The following is a 19,040-nucleotide window of genomic DNA, read 5'->3' as shown; positions in this document are numbered from 1 at the left end:
TTGAATCTTAGTAACTTTATGATAACCTTATAACAACTACAAATATGAATAGTAAAATGAATTGTTCAAATAATGAATAAAAACAGCCGATTTGCTGCGTTAATAATAAAATGAGATTTTTTGCTTTAAATCAAGCTTTCATGCTGAATTAGAATAATCTAAGATCGTCATCATCTTACAAAGGAGGAGTTCGCTCTGGATACTGGTACACACATTGCAATGGGAATCGCTCTGGGCGGCCTTGCAACATTAGACCCCACTGTATCTGCGAATACAGCCACAATGGATGCTGTGATGATTGGCGTAATGGCCGGGTCATTAGCACCTGATTTAGACACTGTTTTAAAGCTGCGAAACAATGCACAGTATATCCGCAATCACCGTGGAATTACACATTCTATCCCGGCTGTTATTTTATGGCCTTTGCTTATCGTGCTCATTCTTTCGCTTCTGCTGCCAGGAGCTAACTTGCTGCACCTATGGATGTGGACCTTTGCAGGCGTCATTATTCACGTTTTTGTTGATATCTTTAACGCTTATGGCACGCAGGCTTTACGGCCTTTCACAAATAAATGGATTGCGCTTGGCGTAATCAACACGTTTGATTACGTGATTTTCTCAGCCCACGTGCTCGCAATTTTAATCTGGTTTATTGGAGCAGAGCCAGGACCAACATTCATTACGCTATATGTGTTATTGGCGTTTTACTATGGACTGCGCTTTTATATGCGCCACCAAATCGCCAAGAAGCTTCGAAAACAGTTTCCTGATGTTATCAAGCTCAATATCTCTCCTACGCTGCGTTTCACTCACTGGCACTTAGCCGTGACGACCGAAAAGTACTTTCATGTAGGAAGAGCAATCGGAGAAGAAATTTTTATTTATGATACGTTTGATAAAGTTCCAATTCCTGAATCGGCCGTAATTGAAGTAGCGAAAAAAGATGAAAATTTATCTGCTTTTCTTTCCTTTTCACCTATTTATAGATGGGAACTGGACGAATATAACGACCACATTGAAGTGCGTTTTATTGATTTACGCTACCGCAGCAAAGACTACTATCCATTTGTAGCCGTGGTCCAGCTTGATTACGATTTAAATATTATTTGTTCGTACACTGGTTGGATTTTCAGTGAGAAAAAATTGCGTAAAAAGCTTGATTACCTCCCGCACTAATCATAACAAGAACAAATATGAAACCCAAAAACGAACCGTCTTGAGAAGACGGTTCGTTTTTATTTAATGTTTTAAATAGTCATCGTTATTTAATAAATGCTGATATTTAGGGTTTTTAACCGCGATTTCATGAAGTTTGTCACCGTAGCTGTTGATGTACATCGTAACAACCTTTTCCGTCGCTTCTTTCCCTTTATAATCATATCCTGCTTTTGCGTAAGATGACTCAAAATCTTCCCAGAAAAGTTCGACCCATGTACGGGCTTGAGCGTATGAAAGCGAACTATTTTTGTTTAATAGCTGATTCGTTAATCTTTCGAATATATCGTTCATAAGAACACCTCGATTACCAAAATTCTTTATGAGTATGTTTGCACTTTTAACTTACACTATAAATGCGGAGTTATTCACTCCCTCATGTACTATATCATAACCGCAACGCTTTCTGTTGTAAAAGGAGAGGTATCGATGCGCAATAAAGCAAAAGATTTTACAAACCAACATCATACTAAGTTTGAAGGCGAACCTCGAGCAAAAGCAGAATACGCTTCAAAACGTGCAAATGGAACGATCAATACGCATCCGCAAGAACGTATGCATGCTTCTAATGAGCGCGAAGAATAACCGCTTGCTTTGCTTATTTGTTTAAAAGTAAAGCGAATATAGATATCAAACAAGCAGCACACTTCGTGCTGCTTGTTCGTCCCTTTATTTTTTCAACATGGAAATAGGCAATGCCTCTTCGTTTTGCGGTGAGCCAAGTCTAAACCCCCATGCAAAAACTCCGTTCATATAATCAATTTTAAAATATGAACCCGGATCTCCTTGAATTTCATATACTTCCCCTGCTTGAAACGTTTCAGGATCCAATAAGTACGATCTAGCCATTGTTACTTTTCTTTCTAATACTGCATACTCATTGACCATGCCAAGCTGTTCAGCTTTTCGTGCTTTTTCTTGAAGAGACCCAATTTCTTGTTGAAGTTCATACGTCGTCATATCACTGTAACGTTTTTCAGACATGCTGCTTTCCCCCTTGTTTGCTTTCATTTTATTATAACAAAAGGTATAACTAAAGGGAGACTATGAAAAGGGAGTTTTGGGAATGAAAACAGTGCTAATCACAGGCGGTGCGACGGGTCTTGGAAAAGAACTCGCAAAACTTTACGCAAAAGACTGCAACGTCATTCTAGCTGGACGCAATCAACAGAAATTAACTGAGGCCCAGCATGAGCTAGGAGAAAACGTATATACGATGTCTGTAGATATTACACAGTATGAAGAAGTAGGAAAATCTGTAGAAAAACTGCTGATGCAGCATTCAGTAGATATCCTTATCAACAACGCAGGCATTGGACATTTTGGTCCTTTGACAGATTATACAAAACAAGCAATCGATGAAGTCATCGATACAAATGTAAAAGGAACTATTTTTTTAACACAAGCGCTTATGCCTCATCTCTTGACGAGACCTGAACCTAAAGTTATGAATATCATTTCAACTGCAGGACTTCGAGGGAAAGCCAATGAAAGCGTCTATGTGGCAAGTAAATTTGGCGTAAGGGGATTTACAGAAAGTTTAAAAGTGGAGTACCAAGATACCAACCTTCATGTGACGGCAGCTTATATGGGAGGCATGAATACTCCTTTTTGGGATCACAACAACCACATTAAAGATAAAAGCCGCTTGCGCTCAGCTTCAGAAATCGCTGAGATTATTTATAAACAGCAGAATGATTCAGAAGATATTTTGTTTTAAAAAGATTGAAGCATCACAATAAAAAAATCCGAACGAGTTGGATTCTCTATCAAGAATCTCGATTCATCGTTCGGATCTTCCTTCAACTAACATACTTTTTTCCCCGCTCTATTCCTCTTCAATAGAATCTAGAAATGATTGAATTTGTTCAATGGAGAATCCTTTTCTATAAAGAGCCTGCTTCATTTTTTGCTGATATTCCCAGCCTTCATACTTTGAAAAACGACGATGAGCTTTCATTCCTTGATATTGCAGAGCTTCCCAAACCTCATCGCTTTCTTTTTCTGTATCCGTTCGCTGAAATGCTTCTTGAATAACAGAAAACGAATAGCCCTTCACTGCCAATGCTTGTTCCATTTTTTGTTTCATCATTACTTGAGATAATTTTTTATATTTCCCTTTTAACTTTTCAATTAATTTTACAGCAGTTTGAATTTGCTGTTCTTCAGGGTATTCACATAAACTAAGGGTAATAATGGAATCAGAAATCCCCTTTTCTTTTAATTCTCTTTGAATCACATTTGGTCCTTTTGGTGTTGTGTTCATCTGAGTTAACACAAATGCTTTGGCAAACTCTTCATCATTTAAATAACGGTGGCTGACTAGTTTCTGAATAACTTGTTGAATAATAGTAGAGTTAATTTCTTTTTTCTTTAAATAATCGTGTACCTCTTTTTCAGAGCGCATTCGATAAGATAAGTAAATGATCGCTAAATTATAAGCTTTTTTCTCATCATCTGCGTACTGAATTTCCGTTAATTCAAATTCATCAAGCTCACGACCTTTTTTTAAGTCATATTTGATGAGGACATTTTCGTCAACACCAAAGCCAAACTCTTCACCTTTACCATAATCTAAATACACATTATAACGTTCACCGCTATTCTTTTGCGTTGTGATCTTTGTGACAACAGGCATTAACCTTCACCTCATATTTCTTATTAAATTGATGGCTGAAGAACCGCCAAACGTATCATACACATTTTTATTTATCTCAATAAAGGAGGAAGTTCGTATGAAAATTGTTATTGCTGGAGGAACTGGATTCGTAGGTAAAGCTTTAACAAAACATTTTTTAACACAAAAACATTATGTATATATTTTAACACGCAATGCAGATAAAGCTGCAAGAGATCCGAAACTTAAATATGTAGAGTGGATGCAAGAAAACAGCCAACCTGAAGAGCATGTAGAAGGAGCAGACGTTTTTATCAATTTAGCTGGCGTTTCACTTAACAGTGGCCGCTGGACGGACGAACGCAAAAAAGCCATCGTGGAAAGTCGCCTTTCTTCTACTCAAGAAATTCTTCGCATTATGGCTTCTTTACCCGAAAAACCGTCACTTTATGTAAATGCAAGCGCCGTTGGTTATTACGGGACATCAACGAAAGAAACGTTCACAGAAGCTTCTCCATCGATCGGGACAGACTTTTTGGCTGAAACGGTAAAAAAGTGGGAAAATGAAGCGCTAAAAGCCATGAAACTCAATATTCGTACTGTCTTAACAAGATTCGGCGTTATATTAGGGAAAGATGGCGGAGCACTTCCTTCTACGGCCCTTCCTTATAAATTATTTGCAGGAGGAACAGTCGGTTCCGGAGAACAGTGGATGTCTTGGGTGCATCTTCAAGACGTCGTGAAGATCATTGATTACTGTATTCATACCGAACAAATAGAGGGAGCTGTTAACGTCACTGCCCCAAATCCCGTTCAAATGAAAGAGTTTGGAAAGACGATTGGAAAAGTGTTGAATCGTCCTCATTGGATGCCCGTACCTAGCTTTGGCCTTCAACTGCTGATGGGAGAAATGAGTATGATTATTTTAAAGGGACAGCGCGTTTTACCTGAAAAATTGATTCAACAGAATTACATTTTTACATATACTGTATTAGAAGATGCATTGCGAGATTTACTCTAGTTATTTTCTGTTATTTCCCTAAAACAGGTGACTAAGCTGCCGATAGATAGGAGTAACTTTATGAAAACCATTCTCTTAAAAAATGCAACGCTCTATCCTATTACGTCAAAACCTATTTATAATAGTGATGTGCTCATTCAAAATGGAAAAATTGTTTTAATTGGGCCAAACTTGCAGCCACCTCTTCGAGTAGAAGTCATTGACTGCAAACAGCGTTATTTATTCCCTGGATTTATTGATGTTCATACACATCTAGGATTATATGATGAAGGAACCGGCTGGGCCGGGAATGATGCTAACGAAACCATTGAACCTATGACTCCACATATCCGAGCTTTTGACAGTGTACATCCTTTAGATCCTGGGTTTAAAGATGCCATTGAAGCGGGTATTACGTCTGTACACATTATGCCAGGAAGTGCAAATGTGATTGGAGGCACAACTTCCGTTATTAAAACAGCTGGAACAAGCATTTCTCAAATGTTAATTCAAGAGACAGCTGGACTTAAGATTGCGCTAGGAGAAAATCCAAAACGAATTCACAGCCACGGCAATAAAGAATCGATTACGCGAATGGGTATTATGGGGATGCTGCGAGAAGCCTTTTATCACGCAGCAAGCAGTGACAACAAAGATGATTTGCGCATCAAACCTCTCACTCAAGCACTGAATAGAGAAATTCCAGTTCGGATTCATGCTCATAGAGCCGATGATATTCTATCAGCTCTTCGCTTAGCAGATGAATTTCATTTAGACGTCCGTATTGAGCACTGTACAGAAGGCCATTTAATTGCTAAAGAGCTGGGTGGAAGAAATTTAAAAGTGAGCGTAGGTCCAACTTTAACACGCCGCTCAAAGGTTGAACTTAAGAATAAAACGTGGAAAACCTATCAAGCTCTTTGCAATGAAGGAGTAGAAGTTTCCATTACAACGGACCATCCTTATACGCCTATTCAGTATTTAAATATTTGCGCATCCATTGCCGTACGTGAAGGACTCGAAGAGCAAAAAGCATTAGAAGGCATCACGATTACTGCTGCTCGGAATCTCCGTATTGATCATCGAATCGGCAGTATCGAAGCAGGAAAAGACGCTGATTTAGTGCTATGGAGCCATCATCCCTTTCACTACTTAGCAAAGCCTATTTTCACCATGATAGATGGTAAAATATTATTTAAAAAAAATTAACATTTTACCTATTTTCTTTTTTTATTTTTTTTAGTATGATACGTTTAGAAGCATGTGAATTTCACAAAAGCATAAACATCACACGTTGACTTTTTATGTTTGTTGACTTGTAATGGGAAGGCAAATGGTGCGCCACCAGGTAACTGGTTCTAGTGGGTTCGATTCCCACCCCGAAATTTTTTTAATTATTAAAAAATTTCGAGGGTGGGGACTTGATTGGAGTCTGTATATACCCTCGATCAGGAGGGAAAAGTTATGTTAAAAAAACGTGACCTAAATGACTGTCAATCTCTATACGAACTCATGGTACATCCTGATGTCTTCCCTTTTGTTCGTCATAAAGCCCATTCCTATGAAGAATTTTTATTTGTGACTAAACAAACGATGGAAGCAGAAGATCATGGAGAAATTATTTCTCGCACGATTTTAGATGAATGGGGTAACCCTATCGGCACCATTAATTTATTTGATGTACAGGATCAAGCTGGTTTTTTAGGCACTTGGCTTGGCAAACCGTTTCACGGAAAAGGATATAATCAAATTGCAAAAGAAGCGTTCTTTAATGAACTGTTCTTTGAGTTAAATATAGAGCGAATTTTTATGCGAATCCGCAAAATCAACATCAGGTCTATTAAGGCTGCCGAAAAACTGCCTTATGCAGTACTTGCGAATGAAACACACAAAGCTTTATACGATGAAATTAATCAACATGAAGACGTATATGATTTATACGAAATTCCAAAAGACTTGTATACATTATACTACCTGCGTCACGAACAAGACGTTCAAGAAGATCACCAGCTTAAAGAAGCGTAAGAGTCTCTCCGTTACACGGAGAGCTTTTTTTATGATTAAAAACGAGAGATTCTGGAAAAAATAAGTAGCATGATCGAAAAACGTTAATTGGAGGTTTTTTTATGTCTGAAAAAAAACGAAAAGAAAACGCAAAAAATACGTTAAGTAGCGCTCAAGAAATCTATTACGGCCGCGAGTTTAAAAAAGCAGACCGTGCAGGCGGCTACACGAAAAAATAAGTGAGGCAAAACATCTCTATCCAACGCTTGATCATCCCAACGTCCTTTCTGTACACTGTGTATCGGAAGGACGTTTTATATTATGTAAAGATAATAACGCGAAGATTTCATGCGTATGATTTACGATTTTTTAATACTTTACTATATCCACAAAGTTTACCCACAATTATGTGGATAATGTGCATAACTTTATCAGATATGTATATTACCGCTTTCATAACTTGAAATGACAGTGGGTAATTTTTATGTAAATTTTCTGAAAAAATGTGAATAATGTGGATAAAGTTGTGAATATCCTATACAATTCAGCAGTTAACTTCTTGTTAACCTGTGGATATCTTCTTTAGCACTTTCGTTTGTTTTAGTAACATGAAAGCTTTTGATATATTATAAGTATAATAATAAAAAGTAGGGGAACTTCCCCTACTTTTTTATGATTGGAAACAATATATCCACACTTGTTCCTTGATTTAACTGACTAGAAAATGTCATCTGCGCATGATGAGCTTTAATAATCCGATAGCTGACCATCAGCCCTAAACCTGTACCTTTTTCTTTTGTACTATAAAAAGGCTCACCTATCTTCGCTAACCGTTCAGGAGGAATACCTTGCCCTTCATCAGCAAGCTGCAGCCAAAGGTGGTTTTCTTTTGCTTTAATCGTAATATGAATACCCCCTCCTTCAGGCATTGCTTCGATAGAGTTTTTAATAATATTAATAAATACTTGTTTTAACTGATTTTTATCTCCATATACCTGCGGTAATTGCTCATCCCTTTCAAATATGAAAGCTACCTTTTTTTCTACTGCTTCAGGTTCAAGAAGCGAGCACACTTCTTGAACAAGCGCTTGCATATTCAAGGGTTCAACATTCATAACCTGAGGTTTTCCTAACATCAAAAATTCTTCTACGATTCCATTCATTCGTTCTAATTCAGTTTCCATGATATCTATATACAAAGCATCTTTGGGATTTTGTTCTTTTAATAAGTGAACAAAACCTTTTAAAGAAGTCAAAGGATTTTTGATCTCGTGAGCAACTCCAGCTGCAAGTTCTCCTACAACGGCAAGCTTCTCAGAAGTTCTAAGCTTCTCTTCTGCTTTTTTACGCTCCGTAATATCTGTCGATACGCACAGCATTTGAATCACTTCCTGTTTTTCATTCATAATAGGAAGTTTTGCTGTTTCGACCCAGCGCCGGTTTCCTTTCGAATCTTTAAACTGTTCTTCTAATACCATCCCTTTTTGCGTACAGTTTGAAAACGTCCCTTTATATAAAAGATCTGATTGAAGGTTGAATTGATATTTATCAATTGGTTGTCCAATCAAGTCATCAGATTTTTCACCTAGCAGCATCGCAAAAGATTCATTAACAAGAATGAACTCCCTTTTTTGATTAATGGCATAAATATAGCTTGGATTAATGTCAATGACTTGTCTTAAAAACGTTTTTTGTTCCTGCAGCTGATTTTCTTTTTGCTGTAAATTTGCTTTAGAATGGCGTATATAGCTAATCATTTCATTAAACTGTTTAGATAAAGTACCGATTTCCCCCCGCTCAATTTCTCGTTCCGGAATTTTTTGATTAAAATTCCCGCGCGCTACTTGTCCCGCCAATTCATATAGTTTACGAATAGGATTCACAATTTGCCTTGCATATAACGCAGTAAAAAAAGAAAGCAGTAAAATTGTAATACCTGAAACGGTCCAAAGCGTTTTTTCAAACGTTTCATAAGGCCTGTAAATTTCTTCAACGGGTAATTCAGCGACAATTCCCCAATCCAAAACAGGAATATATTCAAATGACGCAAAGAAGTACTTACCTTCGGTGTTCACAACGCGCTGATATCCTGATTTATGATTCATCGTTTCCTGAACGATTTCATTTTCCCTGGCATTTTCACCGATTCTCTGTTTCTCAGGGTGTGAAATAATTCTACCATTGCGGTCTACAATAAACGTATAGCCGTTCTCTCCTATATCGAACGTTTGAAAAATGGATTGAAAGCTTTTATTTTCTTCAATGCGCAGCGCTAAATTTATAACTTTTTTTACATTTTGCTGCTCATCCAAAATAGGAATTGCCATCACCACAATGTAATGCTTTGTGTCTGCTGAAACGACATCGCTTAAATATATTTTTTTAGTTCGCAGCGCTTCTTGAAAATATTTTCTTTTACTTAAGTTCACGTGCTTCATACTCTTTAAATCATCTGGGTAATAATGCTCCACATACCCTTTTGTATTAAAAATGGTTCCGCTATCGATATACGGTGAAATATTAACTATTTTCTGCAGTTCTTTGTCTATCTCTTGTTCATCATCTGATAAAAAAATAGGATCTTGCTGTACCTCGTCGCCCAAGCTCCAAATATCTTTAATAACGATGTTAATTTGCTCTTTCATTCTCTTGACGGTTTTATCAGTTACCTGTCGATATTGATCTTGAGAAATATTAGGCAGCATCACTCTTGAAACTATAAACATTAGCGTCAGTACGGTACAAATAAGAAGCACATTAATCGTGAAGATTTTCCAAAACGTATGAGATTTAAACCATTTCATGTTTGTTCACCTTAATTCAATGAAGTCTACCTCCATTGTACTGCAAAATGAAAACTTTTCCATGTAAATGATAGAATTCCACCTTTAGACATAGAAGAAAAGCATTTGGTTCTACATTACTATCAGAAAACTATGAGCTTTTTCACTGTATTTTCTGCTAAAACTTTTTTAGGGTTCTTATATAAACTTTGCTTACTGCATTTTCTTCATACAGTAGAAATCAATTATTTATCTTCCAATAAAAAGACCCCATCACGAAATGATGAGGTCACCCATTTACTATTTCTTCTTCCTTCTAGCCCCGTAAAAACCAAATAAGAGAATAAACCAAACGGGTGTCAACAATAAGGCTGGGCGCGTCGCATCAGAAAACAGCATAATAATAAGAATCACTGCAAACAACGCTAGCACAACATAGTTTATAAATGGTGTTAACGGTGCTTTGAATGTTGATGCTGCATGCAGCTGTGGACGCGTTTTTTTATATCTTAGATGGCAAATCAAAATGATACTCCACACCCAAATGAAACAAATAGCGCTGATGGTTGTTACGATGCCAAAAGCTTGATCTGGTATCAGTTTGCTTAACAAAGCTCCCGCCGAGATAACCAGCGTAGATACAAACAATCCGTTGCTTGGTACGTGGTTTTTGTTCAGTTTTGCAAACGTAGATGGCCCTTGGTCATTTTTACTTAAGTTATATAAGATACGGCTTGTTGAAAACATTCCGCTATTACAAGCAGAAGCGGCTGAAGTTAATACAACAAAATTAATAATTCCAGCAGCAAGCGGAATTCCGACTAAACTAAAGGTTTTAACAAATGGGCTTTCTGCTGCATTCAATTCCATCCACGGGTTAATAAATAAAAGGACGATAAGCGCTCCAACATAGAAAAATAAGATTCGCAGCGGAATTTTATTAATGGCCGATGGAATATTTTTTTGGGGATTTGATGTTTCCGCTGCCGATACCCCTACCAATTCAACCCCGACGTATGCGAAAATAACCATTTGGAATGAAAGTAAGAAACCTGAAACACCGTTTGGAAACAGTCCTCCATGATTCCAAAGATTTTGAACCGTAACGGATCCTGCATCTGTTTTAAATCCGATTACCAGTAAAATAACGCCAATAACAATTAACGCAAGAATCGTAATAACCTTTATTAAAGCAAACCAAAACTCTAATTCTCCAAATAATTTTACGGTTAATAAGTTAAGTCCTAATAAAATGATTACACAAATAAGTGCAGGAATCCACTGAGGAATATTGAACCAATATTTCACATATACGCCAACGGCAATCACATCAGCCATAGCTGTCATGATCCAGCAAAACCAGTACGTCCACCCTGTGACAAATGAAGCCCATGGTCCAAGATACTCTTCAGCAATATCTGTTAACGATTGATAACCTGCTTTAGACAGCAGTAGTTCTCCTAGCGCTCTCATCACAAAGAAAAGCGCAATACCCACAATTAAATAAGCAAAGATGATAGAGGGACCTGCAAGCTGTATGGCTTTACCAGAACCTAAAAATAATCCCGTCCCAATGGTTCCTCCAATCGCGATTAGCTGAACATGACGATTGGATAAATCCCTCTTTAATTCTCGTTGTTCCAACTCTAACTCCTCCTAACAATAAAACCTTTGATGCGATCGTGCGGACTACAAAATAAAGTCCAATAAAAAAAGAGATTGGATGCGCTCCAATCTCATGGTCATAAGAATAACAAATATTATGGTACATGCTACCAATTAGTAACATACCAAATAAATATCCGGTACTCTTCTGTCCTTTTGCCTGAGATTGTGAACCCTTCGGCGTCGCGAAACTATCGCGATCTCTCCAGAAGCTGCTCCTGCTATAGTGTGATCCATAGCAATCATAGCTTTCTACGTATTAAATTTTTCGATTAAGATAATGACTGTCGAATAGTTGTTTATTCTAATACCAGTTGGATGCTTTGTCAACAAGAAAGATGACTTTCATTTATTTACCTTCTTCGAAAGAAGGTAATGAAACAGGTTCAATCGTCAACTTAGTATCCTTTTCTACATGCTACCTGAGTCCCTGCGGAAACCTAAATACGTTAAATGGATCGTACTTTTTATTTACTCTTTCTAATCTCTCTGCGTTGTCTCCAAAATACTCATACTCGTAGTTTCTAAGGTTGCTGATAGGGAAATTCACATAGGAGCCTTTCGTAATACGTTTAATATATTGAAATCGCTTATACAGCCACTCTCTGTTTGTTCGTGCAAACGCATCGTCTGTCCATACAGATTGAAAGCCCAGGATATATCTAGCGTTTCTGTAAAAGAAGGCCGTTTCTCTGTTACCAACACTGCGAATTTCTCCTCCTAGTGCATAAAAAGAAATCGCGGCGTAAACGGAACCTTCTGCTGGACGCTGTATGAGATCTGCAAGATTTTCAAGCTCGCCAACTGAATAACTTCTTTGCACAAATCTTCCCGTTGACTTAAATTTTTCAGACGGAGGATAGGTTGCTTCTATCTTTTGTACCGCTTCAAGAAAAGATAATGACTCTAGCTCGACTCGGAACCCCTCCACCTCTGCAAAAGGCTGCAAGATCTTTCGAGCTCTTTCTGGAGATCCGTAAAAGAAGCCGTTCGCAAATATGCCCAATCCTTCTCCTTCTGCATTATAAAAACTGGCAACTAGCGTCATACGTTTGTCCAATTCAGGCAGCCAGCTTTGCCATATATTCATCACTTGTACCTGTTTTTCTCTTGTAGTACCTACATAAAAGAAGCGAACAAGCGTCACAGAGCTGTTCGTCGGTTTTGGAAGCTGAAACGTCATGCTTGCCACAACGCCAAAATTACCGCCACCAGAACCTCGGCATGCCCAAAAAAGATCCGCGTTACACGATTGGTTTGCTTTAATAATCTTTCCTTCATAATTGACCAACTCTAGCTCTATCAAGCTGTCACAGCCTAATCCGTAAAGTCTGCTCGAAAGCCCCCAGCCTCCTCCGAGCGTAAAGCCAGACACCCCAACAGTCGGACACGTTCCTCCTGGAAACACATATCCGTTCGAACCGATAAAATCATACACTTCCGTATTCTTTGCTCCTCCCTCCATCTTTAAGATGTTCCGTTTCCTATCCAATTTCAACCCGTTTAACCGACTGATATCAATGACTAATACACAGTCACCCGTAGAATACCCTTCATAATGATGACCGCCAGATCGAATGCGAATGTCTACACGATGCTTGCGCGCCCATTGAATTGCATTTACAACATCCTGCTTTTTTTCACAGTACACAATCACAAGCGGAAATTTATCAATAGCACGATTCCACTCCTGACGAGCTTCCTCATAAATGGGGTCTTTCGGCGTTACCACTTTACCCGTAAGCCCTTTCAAAAACATTGAGTCCATTTGACCTCTGCCCCTCTGTATATACTTTTTATCAGTTTTATTACTATAGTATTCTTGGAGTGGTTGAGGGTGTGGGTTTTCAAGACTAGATTGGCGTTTATCATCTCTATAAAAAATGAAATTTCAGTTCATTTACTGAAATATAAGTACTAATAAAACTTCTTTTCGGTGCTCCAATGCTTTCTAAAACCTAACTTTCCAATAATTCAAATTAGATATATTAGAATATTTTTTCTTCCAACAAGAGTCCAATTCAAATAAAAAAAGAGCAGAACCAAATCTGCCCTTTACTCTTCATCTATTTATTTCTTTAACGTCAAACTCACCACATTCTCCACGTGCGCTGTATGAGGGAACATATCAACAGGCTGAATGTAATCAACGTTATAAGCCTTCGACAGCTGCTGCACATCTTTGGCTAATGTGGATGGATTACAAGATACGTAAACCACTTTCTTTGGCTTTACTTGTAAAATTGTTTTTAGAAGCTTGTCATCACAGCCTGTTCGCGGCGGGTCAACGACGATAACGTCTGGCTTCCAGCCTTCTTTTACCCACTGCGGCATCCATTTTTCAGCCGGACCTGTTACGTACGTGGCATGCTCAAATCCATGATCTTTGGCATTTTTTCGCGCGTCTACAATGGATTCTTCAATCGTGTCCATTCCGCGAATTTCTTTGGCATCTTTAGCAAGCCATAAGCCAATTGTCCCTACTCCGCAGTAAGCATCTACGATTTTTTCACTGCCTGTTAGCGCAGCTGCTTTTTTTACTTCTTCATATAGCTTCACCGTTTGGAGAGGATTCAGTTGGAAAAATGCACGCGCTGAAAGTTCGAATGAGATATCACCTAACGTTTCTTGAATCACCGACTTTCCAGCAAGTGTAAACGTTTCGTCTCCAAAAATAAGCGATGTTTTTTGACCGTTTACGTTTTGTACGAGTGATTTCACTTCCGGTAGGCGGCGCTGAATTTCTTTCATCAGCAGCTCTTTTTTCGGAATTTCTTTTTTAGCCGTAATCAAGACAATTTGAACTTCACCCGTTTCAAACCCTACTCGAGATACAATGGTACGCACAATTCCACGGCGTTTACGCTCATTGTAGATAGGAATTTGAAGGTCTTGTAAAATTCGTTTTATTTCTTTTGTCACGTGATTTGTAGCTTTATGCTGAATGGGACAGTTTTCAATATCAATCAAGCGGTGAGAATTCAGTCCATACAAACCAGCAATGACTTTTTGTTTGTCCACGCCGACTTGAAACTGAGATTTATTACGGTAGCGCCACGGATCTTCCATACCAATCGTTTGGCGAGTTTTTTCCTCTACTTTTTTTAATGAACTGTGACGTTCGAACGCTTGCAGAACAATATCCCGCTTGGATTCTAGCTGACCTTCATAAGATAAGTGCTGAAGCTGGCAGCCTCCGCACTGGTCGTAAATCGGACAGGGTGCTTCTACGCGATGAGGAGATTTTTTGCGAATTCGCTTGATTTTCCCTTCGGCAAACTTATGCTGAACATTTGTTGCTTCTACAACCACTTCTTCATTCGGTAATGCTCCCGGTACAAAGACGACTTGGCGCTTAAAATAGCCTACGCCTTCTCCATTAATACCGAGTCTTTTTATCGTCAACGGAAACGTTTGTCCTTTTTGAACTTTCATTTCAGTTTTGGGTTTATTCATGAGACCAACTCCGATTAGTTTAAATTCTTTATATAGTTATTAACGGTCTTTAGCTGCTTAAAACTTATTGGACCGTATCGCTTTAAAAAAGACATCAACGCATATTATAACACTTCAACAGCAAAAAACCGACAGAAGAAATATTCCCGTCGGTTTTTATCTTTATTTCGTTTTAGAAGGACTTTTCTTCATTTGTTTGCGTTCGTTCATTAAATCATCAATGCTTTTAAACGTATAGCCCTGCTTTTTTAAATCCACAATCGCTTGATCTAACGCATCTGCGTTATCCTTTGAAACGGTATGCAGAAGCATGATCGCACCTGGATGTATTTGAGTCATCATATTGTCGTATGAGTAGCGCCAGCCTTTTTGTTCATTCACTTTCCAGTCAACGAATGCTAGTGACCAAAATACGTTCGTATAGCCTTCTTGCTTTGAAAGAGCTAGCGTTCGTTCGCTAAATACACCTCTAGGTGAGCGGAGATACTTCATTTCATCACGACCGGTAATATTCTTGTATTCATCTTTTACTTTTTGCAGCTCTTCTTTAAAACGTGCATCATCCACTTGAGTTAAGTCAGGGTGATGCCATGAATGATTGCCGACAATATGCCCTTCTTTTACCATTCGCTTAATTAGCTTAGGCTCTTCTTTTAAATAGTGTCCTGTTACAAAAAACGTCGCAGGAACCTTTCTTTTTTTGAGCACGTCTAATACCTGCGGTGTATAGCCATTTTCATAACCGTTATCAAACGTTAAATAAATATTTTTTTTAGTTGTATCGCCGAGGTAAAACGCATCATACTTAGCAAGAATGTGTTCATAAGCTGTACCTGCGGATGCAGGCTTGTGATTTTTACTTTTTTGAAATCCCCAGCTGATCGGAGTGTTTCGATACATTTGTGCTTCAACAGATGCTATGCCTGTTGACATCACGAATAAAAAAACGAGAAAAAAGGTGAACCGGCGCATAAGAAGCTCCTTTCGGAAGTCATTTTACGCTTAGTATCCACTCAATTTTCTCGTTCATGAACGTTACTTTTTACCATACGTTCCCGACGTATGTTTATTTAAATACCGGTTCTTTAAATTGCTCAAGCTTTTCAAATGAAGACTTGTCTACATCTGCATGCAAGCTGTTTCCGTGTGAATCCATCGTCACTACAGCTGTAAAGCCTTCTACTTTTAGATGCCACATTGCTTCAGGAATACCGAACTGCATCAAATCAACGCCTTCTACGCTCTTGATACAATCAGCATAGTACTGCGCAGCTCCTCCGATAGCATTTAAGTATACGCCCCCGTGCTCTTGAAGAGCAGCAAGCGTTTTAGGACCCATACCGCCTTTACCGATAACCGCGCGGATACCAAATTTCTTCATAATATCTCCTTGGTAAGGTTCTTCACGGATACTTGTTGTTGGTCCTGCAGCGGTTACGTGCCATTTTCCATCTTCATCTTTTAACATAACCGGGCCACAGTGATAAATGATTTGTCCATTTAAATCAATTGGCGCATCGTGGTCTGTTAAATGTTTATGAATAGCGTCGCGTCCTGTGTAGATCATACCGTTGATGCGCACTACGTCACCAACTTTTAATTCACGAATTTGCTCTTCTGTAATAGGTGCTTGTAATACAACTTCTTTTGTTTCATCCGCATTTTGTTTCTCTTCTGCACCTGCATTTTTATTAAAATCTACTTCTTCGCCTTCTTGATACAGCCACTCTTGAACGCTTCCTGTATCAGCGTTGATTTTAATACCTAAGCGACGGTAAGCCCAGCAGTTATACGCAACTGACACATAGAAGCTAGCAGGAATACGATTGATTACGCCGACTTTACAGCCAAGTAATGTCGTTTCTCCGCCAAAGCCCATTGTACCGATTCCTAGCTTATTAGCATTTTCCATTACATACTCTTCTAATTCTTTCAGCTGAGCGTTTGGATTTTCGTCATCTAAGTTTCGGAACAGCTGCTCTTTTGCTAATTCATAGCCTGTTGTACGGTCGCCACCGATTCCAACACCAATGACGCCGGCGCTACAGCCTTGGCCTTGCGCTTGGTATACTGAGTGCATCACACATTTACGAATACCGTCTAAATCACGGCCAGCTCGGCCTAACCCTTCTACTTCACAAGGCAGGCTATACTGAATGTTTTTATTTTCACAGCCGCCGCCTTTTAAAATAAGACGCGCATCAATATAGTCATTTTCCCACTGTTCAAACTTAATAACCGGCGTGCCTCCGCCTAAATTATTACCGCTGTTTTCTCCCGTTAACGAATCTACAGAATTAGGGCGAAGCTTTCCGTGCTTTGTTGCTTCTTCAATTGCCCAATAAATCGCTTCTTTAATTTGAAGCTGATTCACTCCTACAGGGGTTTTAATTTTAAATGTTGGCATACCTGTATCTTGACAAATTGGCGATAAATTATCATCCGCCATCTTAATATTATTGGTAATGGTCGCTAAAGACATTGCTGCACGCGTTCCTGCATTTTCACGCGCTTTTGCCTTTGCGATAGCACGTCGAACGTCTTTTGGCAATTTTGTAGATGTTTCAACAATTAAATCGTACATGCTTTGTTTTAAAGCTTCAATCATCACTTAATTCCTCCCATATCCCGCTAATGTATGTATTTATCTATCTGTCGTACAACTTTCAAAATTTATTATACTCCTTCAAAAATTGTTTCGAAAGACCTTTATAGGAGGATTTCCACTTCAAGCAAAAAAGCGCTAGTTTTTCTAGCGCTTTTTTCTTCTTCATTCTTTATCTTTTTTAAACTGCTCACATTTTGCTTCTAGGTCATCAATCATTGTAATCAAACGGTCAATATCTTCTAGATCTGTGTTTTCAGGCTCCATAGAGTCTAATACGTGTACAAACATATTTAAACGATCTTTTAAATAACGTACTTGTGAATCTTTATCTCGAACGGCGTTTCCCATTTTAAACCCTCCTGATGTAGCTTTTCATTCTTATTTCCTTATATCCTAACGAATACTTTCATATTTGACAACTAAAAGCAATAAAATCCATAATAGTCACTGGTGTCCGTTTTGAATGGGACGTATAATTTAGTCTAGCAGGACGGACCGTGAGATGTTTTCATCATCATTTCACTTTACGGAAAAATAAAAGGAGTTTTTTTATGGCCACTTTACAACGAATTACCCCGGAGTTCGATCCGTGGGAAGCGTATTTAGATATGAAACAATATGGCAAACCGACGCTCACAAACGTTGAATTTACAACAACGACGCTTTGTAATATGCGATGTGAGCACTGCGCAGTTGGATATACGCTGCAGCCAAAAGACCCAAACGCACTGCCTCTTGATTTAATTTTAAAACGTCTCGATGAAATTCCAACACTTCGAGCGTTAAGCATCACGGGCGGAGAGCCTATGATGTCTCTATCTTCTGTGAAAAATTATGTGGTGCCTTTATTAAAGTATGCACACGAACGAGGTGTCCGTACACAGATTAATTCAAATTTAACATTAGATCTTGCTCGTTACGAACAAATCATTCCTTATTTAGATGTTTTACATATTTCTCACAACTGGGGAACGATGGACGATTTTGTGGAAGCTGGCTTTGCAATGATGGAGCGAAAGCCTACTTATGAGCAGCGCGCCAAATATTTCGACCGTATGATTGAAAACAGCCGCGCGCTTGTAAAAGCAGGTGTAACGGTATCAGCTGAAACGATGTTAAATAAACGTACGCTTCCTCATATGGAAAAAATTCATCGTCAAATTGTGGATGAAATGCTTTGTCAGCGTCACGAAGTACACCCTATGTATCCAAGTGACTTTGCCAGCACCTTAGAGACATTATCTCTTCCTGAAATGCGTCAAGCGATTCATCACCTTCTTGATATTCGAGATGAAAATGTGTGGATGCTATTCGGCACGCTGCCGTTTTATGCATGCAGTAATAACGAGGAAGACTTAACGCTTTTACAGCGCTTGTATAGCAGTAAAAATGTAACCGTTCGAAACGATCCTGACGGACGTTCTCGCCTAAATGTAAATATTTTCGACGGAGATATTATCGTAACTGATTTTGGTGATACGCCTCCTCTTGGCAACATTCAAGATACAAAGCTTACAGACGCTTTTGATACGTGGCAGCAAAGCACAATTTCTAAAGAACTTAGCTGCCATTGTTCAGCGGTCTCTTGTTTGGGACCTAATATTTTGGTAAAAAACAGCTATTATCAAGATACTGATTTTAGCAAACTCCAAGCGAACATTACAAAATAACAAAAAGAGATTCCACCACTGG

At 38.6% G+C, this 19,040-nt stretch carries 18 protein-coding genes and 1 riboswitch; of the genes, 8 read left to right on the top strand and 10 right to left on the bottom strand.

Translation table 11 applies throughout. The features are described from left to right. Positions 1 to 195: 195 nt before the first annotated feature. Positions 196 to 1,176 (top strand): metal-dependent hydrolase, encoded by a 981-nt coding sequence (locus tag ACRPLQ_RS23565; RefSeq protein ID WP_074682687.1) that lies wholly within the window; start codon positions 196 to 198, stop codon positions 1,174 to 1,176. 63 nt (positions 1,177 to 1,239) lie between these two features. Here the strand turns inward: ACRPLQ_RS23565 and ACRPLQ_RS23560 are convergent, their stop codons facing one another. Continuing rightward, positions 1,240 to 1,509, bottom strand: coding sequence for a YfhJ family protein (locus ACRPLQ_RS23560; protein ID WP_013055156.1), 270 nt, complete (start codon positions 1,507 to 1,509; stop codon positions 1,240 to 1,242). Positions 1,510 to 1,644: 135 nt separating this feature from the next. Here ACRPLQ_RS23560 and ACRPLQ_RS23555 point away from each other — a divergent pair, with 135 nt between their 5' ends. Then, positions 1,645 to 1,800, top strand: coding sequence for a small, acid-soluble spore protein K (locus ACRPLQ_RS23555; RefSeq protein ID WP_028412433.1), 156 nt, complete (start codon positions 1,645 to 1,647; stop codon positions 1,798 to 1,800). A gap of 84 nt (positions 1,801 to 1,884) precedes the next feature. On the opposite strand, the gene ACRPLQ_RS23550 is transcribed toward ACRPLQ_RS23555, so the two are convergent. After that, entirely contained in the window at positions 1,885 to 2,199 is a 315-nt protein-coding gene (locus tag ACRPLQ_RS23550; protein WP_028412434.1) for a YfhH family protein, read from the bottom strand. Positions 2,200 to 2,281: 82 nt separating this feature from the next. On the opposite strand from ACRPLQ_RS23550, the gene ACRPLQ_RS23545 reads away from it, so the two are divergent. Then, positions 2,282 to 2,935: an SDR family NAD(P)-dependent oxidoreductase gene (locus ACRPLQ_RS23545; RefSeq protein ID WP_028412435.1), complete on the top strand. Its 654-nt coding sequence runs from the start codon at positions 2,282 to 2,284 to the stop codon at positions 2,933 to 2,935. 108 nt (positions 2,936 to 3,043) lie between these two features. Here the strand turns inward: ACRPLQ_RS23545 and recX are convergent, their stop codons facing one another. Next, complete coding sequence (gene recX / locus ACRPLQ_RS23540) at positions 3,044 to 3,853, bottom strand: recombination regulator RecX (protein ID WP_098999469.1); 810 nt, start codon at positions 3,851 to 3,853, stop codon at positions 3,044 to 3,046. A 97-nt stretch (positions 3,854 to 3,950) separates the two neighbouring features. Here recX and ACRPLQ_RS23535 point away from each other — a divergent pair, with 97 nt between their 5' ends. From ACRPLQ_RS23535 to ACRPLQ_RS23520, 4 genes are all read left to right on the top strand, one after another. Next, on the top strand, positions 3,951 to 4,853 hold the full coding sequence (locus tag ACRPLQ_RS23535) for a TIGR01777 family oxidoreductase (protein WP_165635409.1): 903 nt from the start codon (positions 3,951 to 3,953) through the stop codon (positions 4,851 to 4,853). 60 nt (positions 4,854 to 4,913) lie between these two features. After that, on the top strand, positions 4,914 to 6,041 hold the full coding sequence (locus ACRPLQ_RS23530) for an amidohydrolase (protein WP_367077599.1): 1,128 nt from the start codon (positions 4,914 to 4,916) through the stop codon (positions 6,039 to 6,041). Between the two features lie 255 nt (positions 6,042 to 6,296). Continuing rightward, positions 6,297 to 6,857, top strand: coding sequence for a GNAT family N-acetyltransferase (locus tag ACRPLQ_RS23525; RefSeq protein ID WP_013055149.1), 561 nt, complete (start codon positions 6,297 to 6,299; stop codon positions 6,855 to 6,857). Between the two features lie 101 nt (positions 6,858 to 6,958). Continuing rightward, positions 6,959 to 7,075, top strand: a complete 117-nt coding sequence (locus ACRPLQ_RS23520) for a YfhE family protein (protein ID WP_013055148.1) — start codon at positions 6,959 to 6,961, stop codon at positions 7,073 to 7,075. Positions 7,076 to 7,498: 423 nt separating this feature from the next. Here the strand turns inward: ACRPLQ_RS23520 and ACRPLQ_RS23515 are convergent, their stop codons facing one another. From ACRPLQ_RS23515 to ACRPLQ_RS23485, 7 genes are all read right to left on the bottom strand, one after another. Further along, positions 7,499 to 9,640 carry a PAS domain-containing sensor histidine kinase gene (locus tag ACRPLQ_RS23515; RefSeq protein WP_028412439.1) on the bottom strand — a complete coding sequence of 714 codons (2,142 nt, stop codon included), beginning with the start codon at positions 9,638 to 9,640 and terminating at the stop codon, positions 7,499 to 7,501. A gap of 279 nt (positions 9,641 to 9,919) precedes the next feature. Further along, positions 9,920 to 11,263 carry an amino acid permease gene (locus ACRPLQ_RS23510; RefSeq protein WP_028412440.1) on the bottom strand — a complete coding sequence of 448 codons (1,344 nt, stop codon included), beginning with the start codon at positions 11,261 to 11,263 and terminating at the stop codon, positions 9,920 to 9,922. 159 nt (positions 11,264 to 11,422) lie between these two features. Beyond that, a riboswitch (glycine riboswitch) is annotated at positions 11,423 to 11,503 on the bottom strand. Between the two features lie 199 nt (positions 11,504 to 11,702). Continuing rightward, positions 11,703 to 13,052, bottom strand: coding sequence for an FAD-binding oxidoreductase (locus ACRPLQ_RS23505; protein ID WP_432236293.1), 1,350 nt, complete (start codon positions 13,050 to 13,052; stop codon positions 11,703 to 11,705). A gap of 302 nt (positions 13,053 to 13,354) precedes the next feature. Then, a complete protein-coding gene (gene rlmD / locus ACRPLQ_RS23500) occupies positions 13,355 to 14,740 on the bottom strand; it encodes a 23S rRNA (uracil(1939)-C(5))-methyltransferase RlmD (protein WP_154990665.1) in 1,386 nt (461 codons plus the stop codon). 162 nt (positions 14,741 to 14,902) lie between these two features. Then, a complete protein-coding gene (gene pdaA / locus ACRPLQ_RS23495) occupies positions 14,903 to 15,712 on the bottom strand; it encodes a delta-lactam-biosynthetic de-N-acetylase (protein WP_325078057.1) in 810 nt (269 codons plus the stop codon). 94 nt (positions 15,713 to 15,806) lie between these two features. Further along, on the bottom strand, positions 15,807 to 17,348 hold the full coding sequence (locus tag ACRPLQ_RS23490; protein ID WP_325078056.1) for a fumarate hydratase: 1,542 nt from the start codon (positions 17,346 to 17,348) through the stop codon (positions 15,807 to 15,809). 162 nt (positions 17,349 to 17,510) lie between these two features. Further along, a complete protein-coding gene (locus tag ACRPLQ_RS23485) occupies positions 17,511 to 17,696 on the bottom strand; it encodes an SE1561 family protein (RefSeq protein WP_013081532.1) in 186 nt (61 codons plus the stop codon). 203 nt (positions 17,697 to 17,899) lie between these two features. On the opposite strand from ACRPLQ_RS23485, the gene yfkAB reads away from it, so the two are divergent. After that, entirely contained in the window at positions 17,900 to 19,018 is a 1,119-nt protein-coding gene (gene yfkAB / locus ACRPLQ_RS23480) for a radical SAM/CxCxxxxC motif protein YfkAB (RefSeq protein ID WP_034263747.1), read from the top strand. The last annotated feature ends 22 nt before the right edge of the window (positions 19,019 to 19,040 follow it).

The sequence above is a fragment of the Priestia sp. TRN 1309 genome (assembly GCF_050846875.1).
In the GTDB taxonomy this organism is placed as follows: Bacteria; Bacillota; Bacilli; order Bacillales; family Bacillaceae_H; genus Priestia; species Priestia zanthoxyli.
The sequence above is the reverse complement of the archived record's forward strand: the minus strand, read 5'-3'. Positions and strand labels throughout refer to the sequence as shown.

Bases quoted from the DNA above. Each gene is read 5' to 3' on its own strand.
- ACRPLQ_RS23505 (WP_432236293.1), bottom strand. From the start codon at position 13,052: ATGGACTCAATGTTTTTGAAAGGGCTTACGGGTAAAGTGGTAACGCCG.
- ACRPLQ_RS23525 (WP_013055149.1), top strand. From the start codon at position 6,297: ATGTTAAAAAAACGTGACCTAAATGACTGTCAATCTCTATACGAACTC.
- ACRPLQ_RS23560 (WP_013055156.1), bottom strand. From the start codon at position 1,509: ATGAACGATATATTCGAAAGATTAACGAATCAGCTATTAAACAAAAAT.
- ACRPLQ_RS23550 (WP_028412434.1), bottom strand. From the start codon at position 2,199: ATGTCTGAAAAACGTTACAGTGATATGACGACGTATGAACTTCAACAA.
- ACRPLQ_RS23520 (WP_013055148.1), top strand. From the start codon at position 6,959: ATGTCTGAAAAAAAACGAAAAGAAAACGCAAAAAATACGTTAAGTAGC.
- pdaA (WP_325078057.1), bottom strand. From the start codon at position 15,712: ATGCGCCGGTTCACCTTTTTTCTCGTTTTTTTATTCGTGATGTCAACA.
- ACRPLQ_RS23490 (WP_325078056.1), bottom strand. From the start codon at position 17,348: ATGATTGAAGCTTTAAAACAAAGCATGTACGATTTAATTGTTGAAACA.
- ACRPLQ_RS23555 (WP_028412433.1), top strand. From the start codon at position 1,645: ATGCGCAATAAAGCAAAAGATTTTACAAACCAACATCATACTAAGTTT.
- recX (WP_098999469.1), bottom strand. From the start codon at position 3,853: ATGCCTGTTGTCACAAAGATCACAACGCAAAAGAATAGCGGTGAACGT.
- ACRPLQ_RS23515 (WP_028412439.1), bottom strand. From the start codon at position 9,640: ATGAAATGGTTTAAATCTCATACGTTTTGGAAAATCTTCACGATTAAT.
- rlmD (WP_154990665.1), bottom strand. From the start codon at position 14,740: ATGAATAAACCCAAAACTGAAATGAAAGTTCAAAAAGGACAAACGTTT.
- ACRPLQ_RS23545 (WP_028412435.1), top strand. From the start codon at position 2,282: ATGAAAACAGTGCTAATCACAGGCGGTGCGACGGGTCTTGGAAAAGAA.
- ACRPLQ_RS23530 (WP_367077599.1), top strand. From the start codon at position 4,914: ATGAAAACCATTCTCTTAAAAAATGCAACGCTCTATCCTATTACGTCA.
- yfkAB (WP_034263747.1), top strand. From the start codon at position 17,900: ATGGCCACTTTACAACGAATTACCCCGGAGTTCGATCCGTGGGAAGCG.
- ACRPLQ_RS23535 (WP_165635409.1), top strand. From the start codon at position 3,951: ATGAAAATTGTTATTGCTGGAGGAACTGGATTCGTAGGTAAAGCTTTA.
- ACRPLQ_RS23485 (WP_013081532.1), bottom strand. From the start codon at position 17,696: ATGGGAAACGCCGTTCGAGATAAAGATTCACAAGTACGTTATTTAAAA.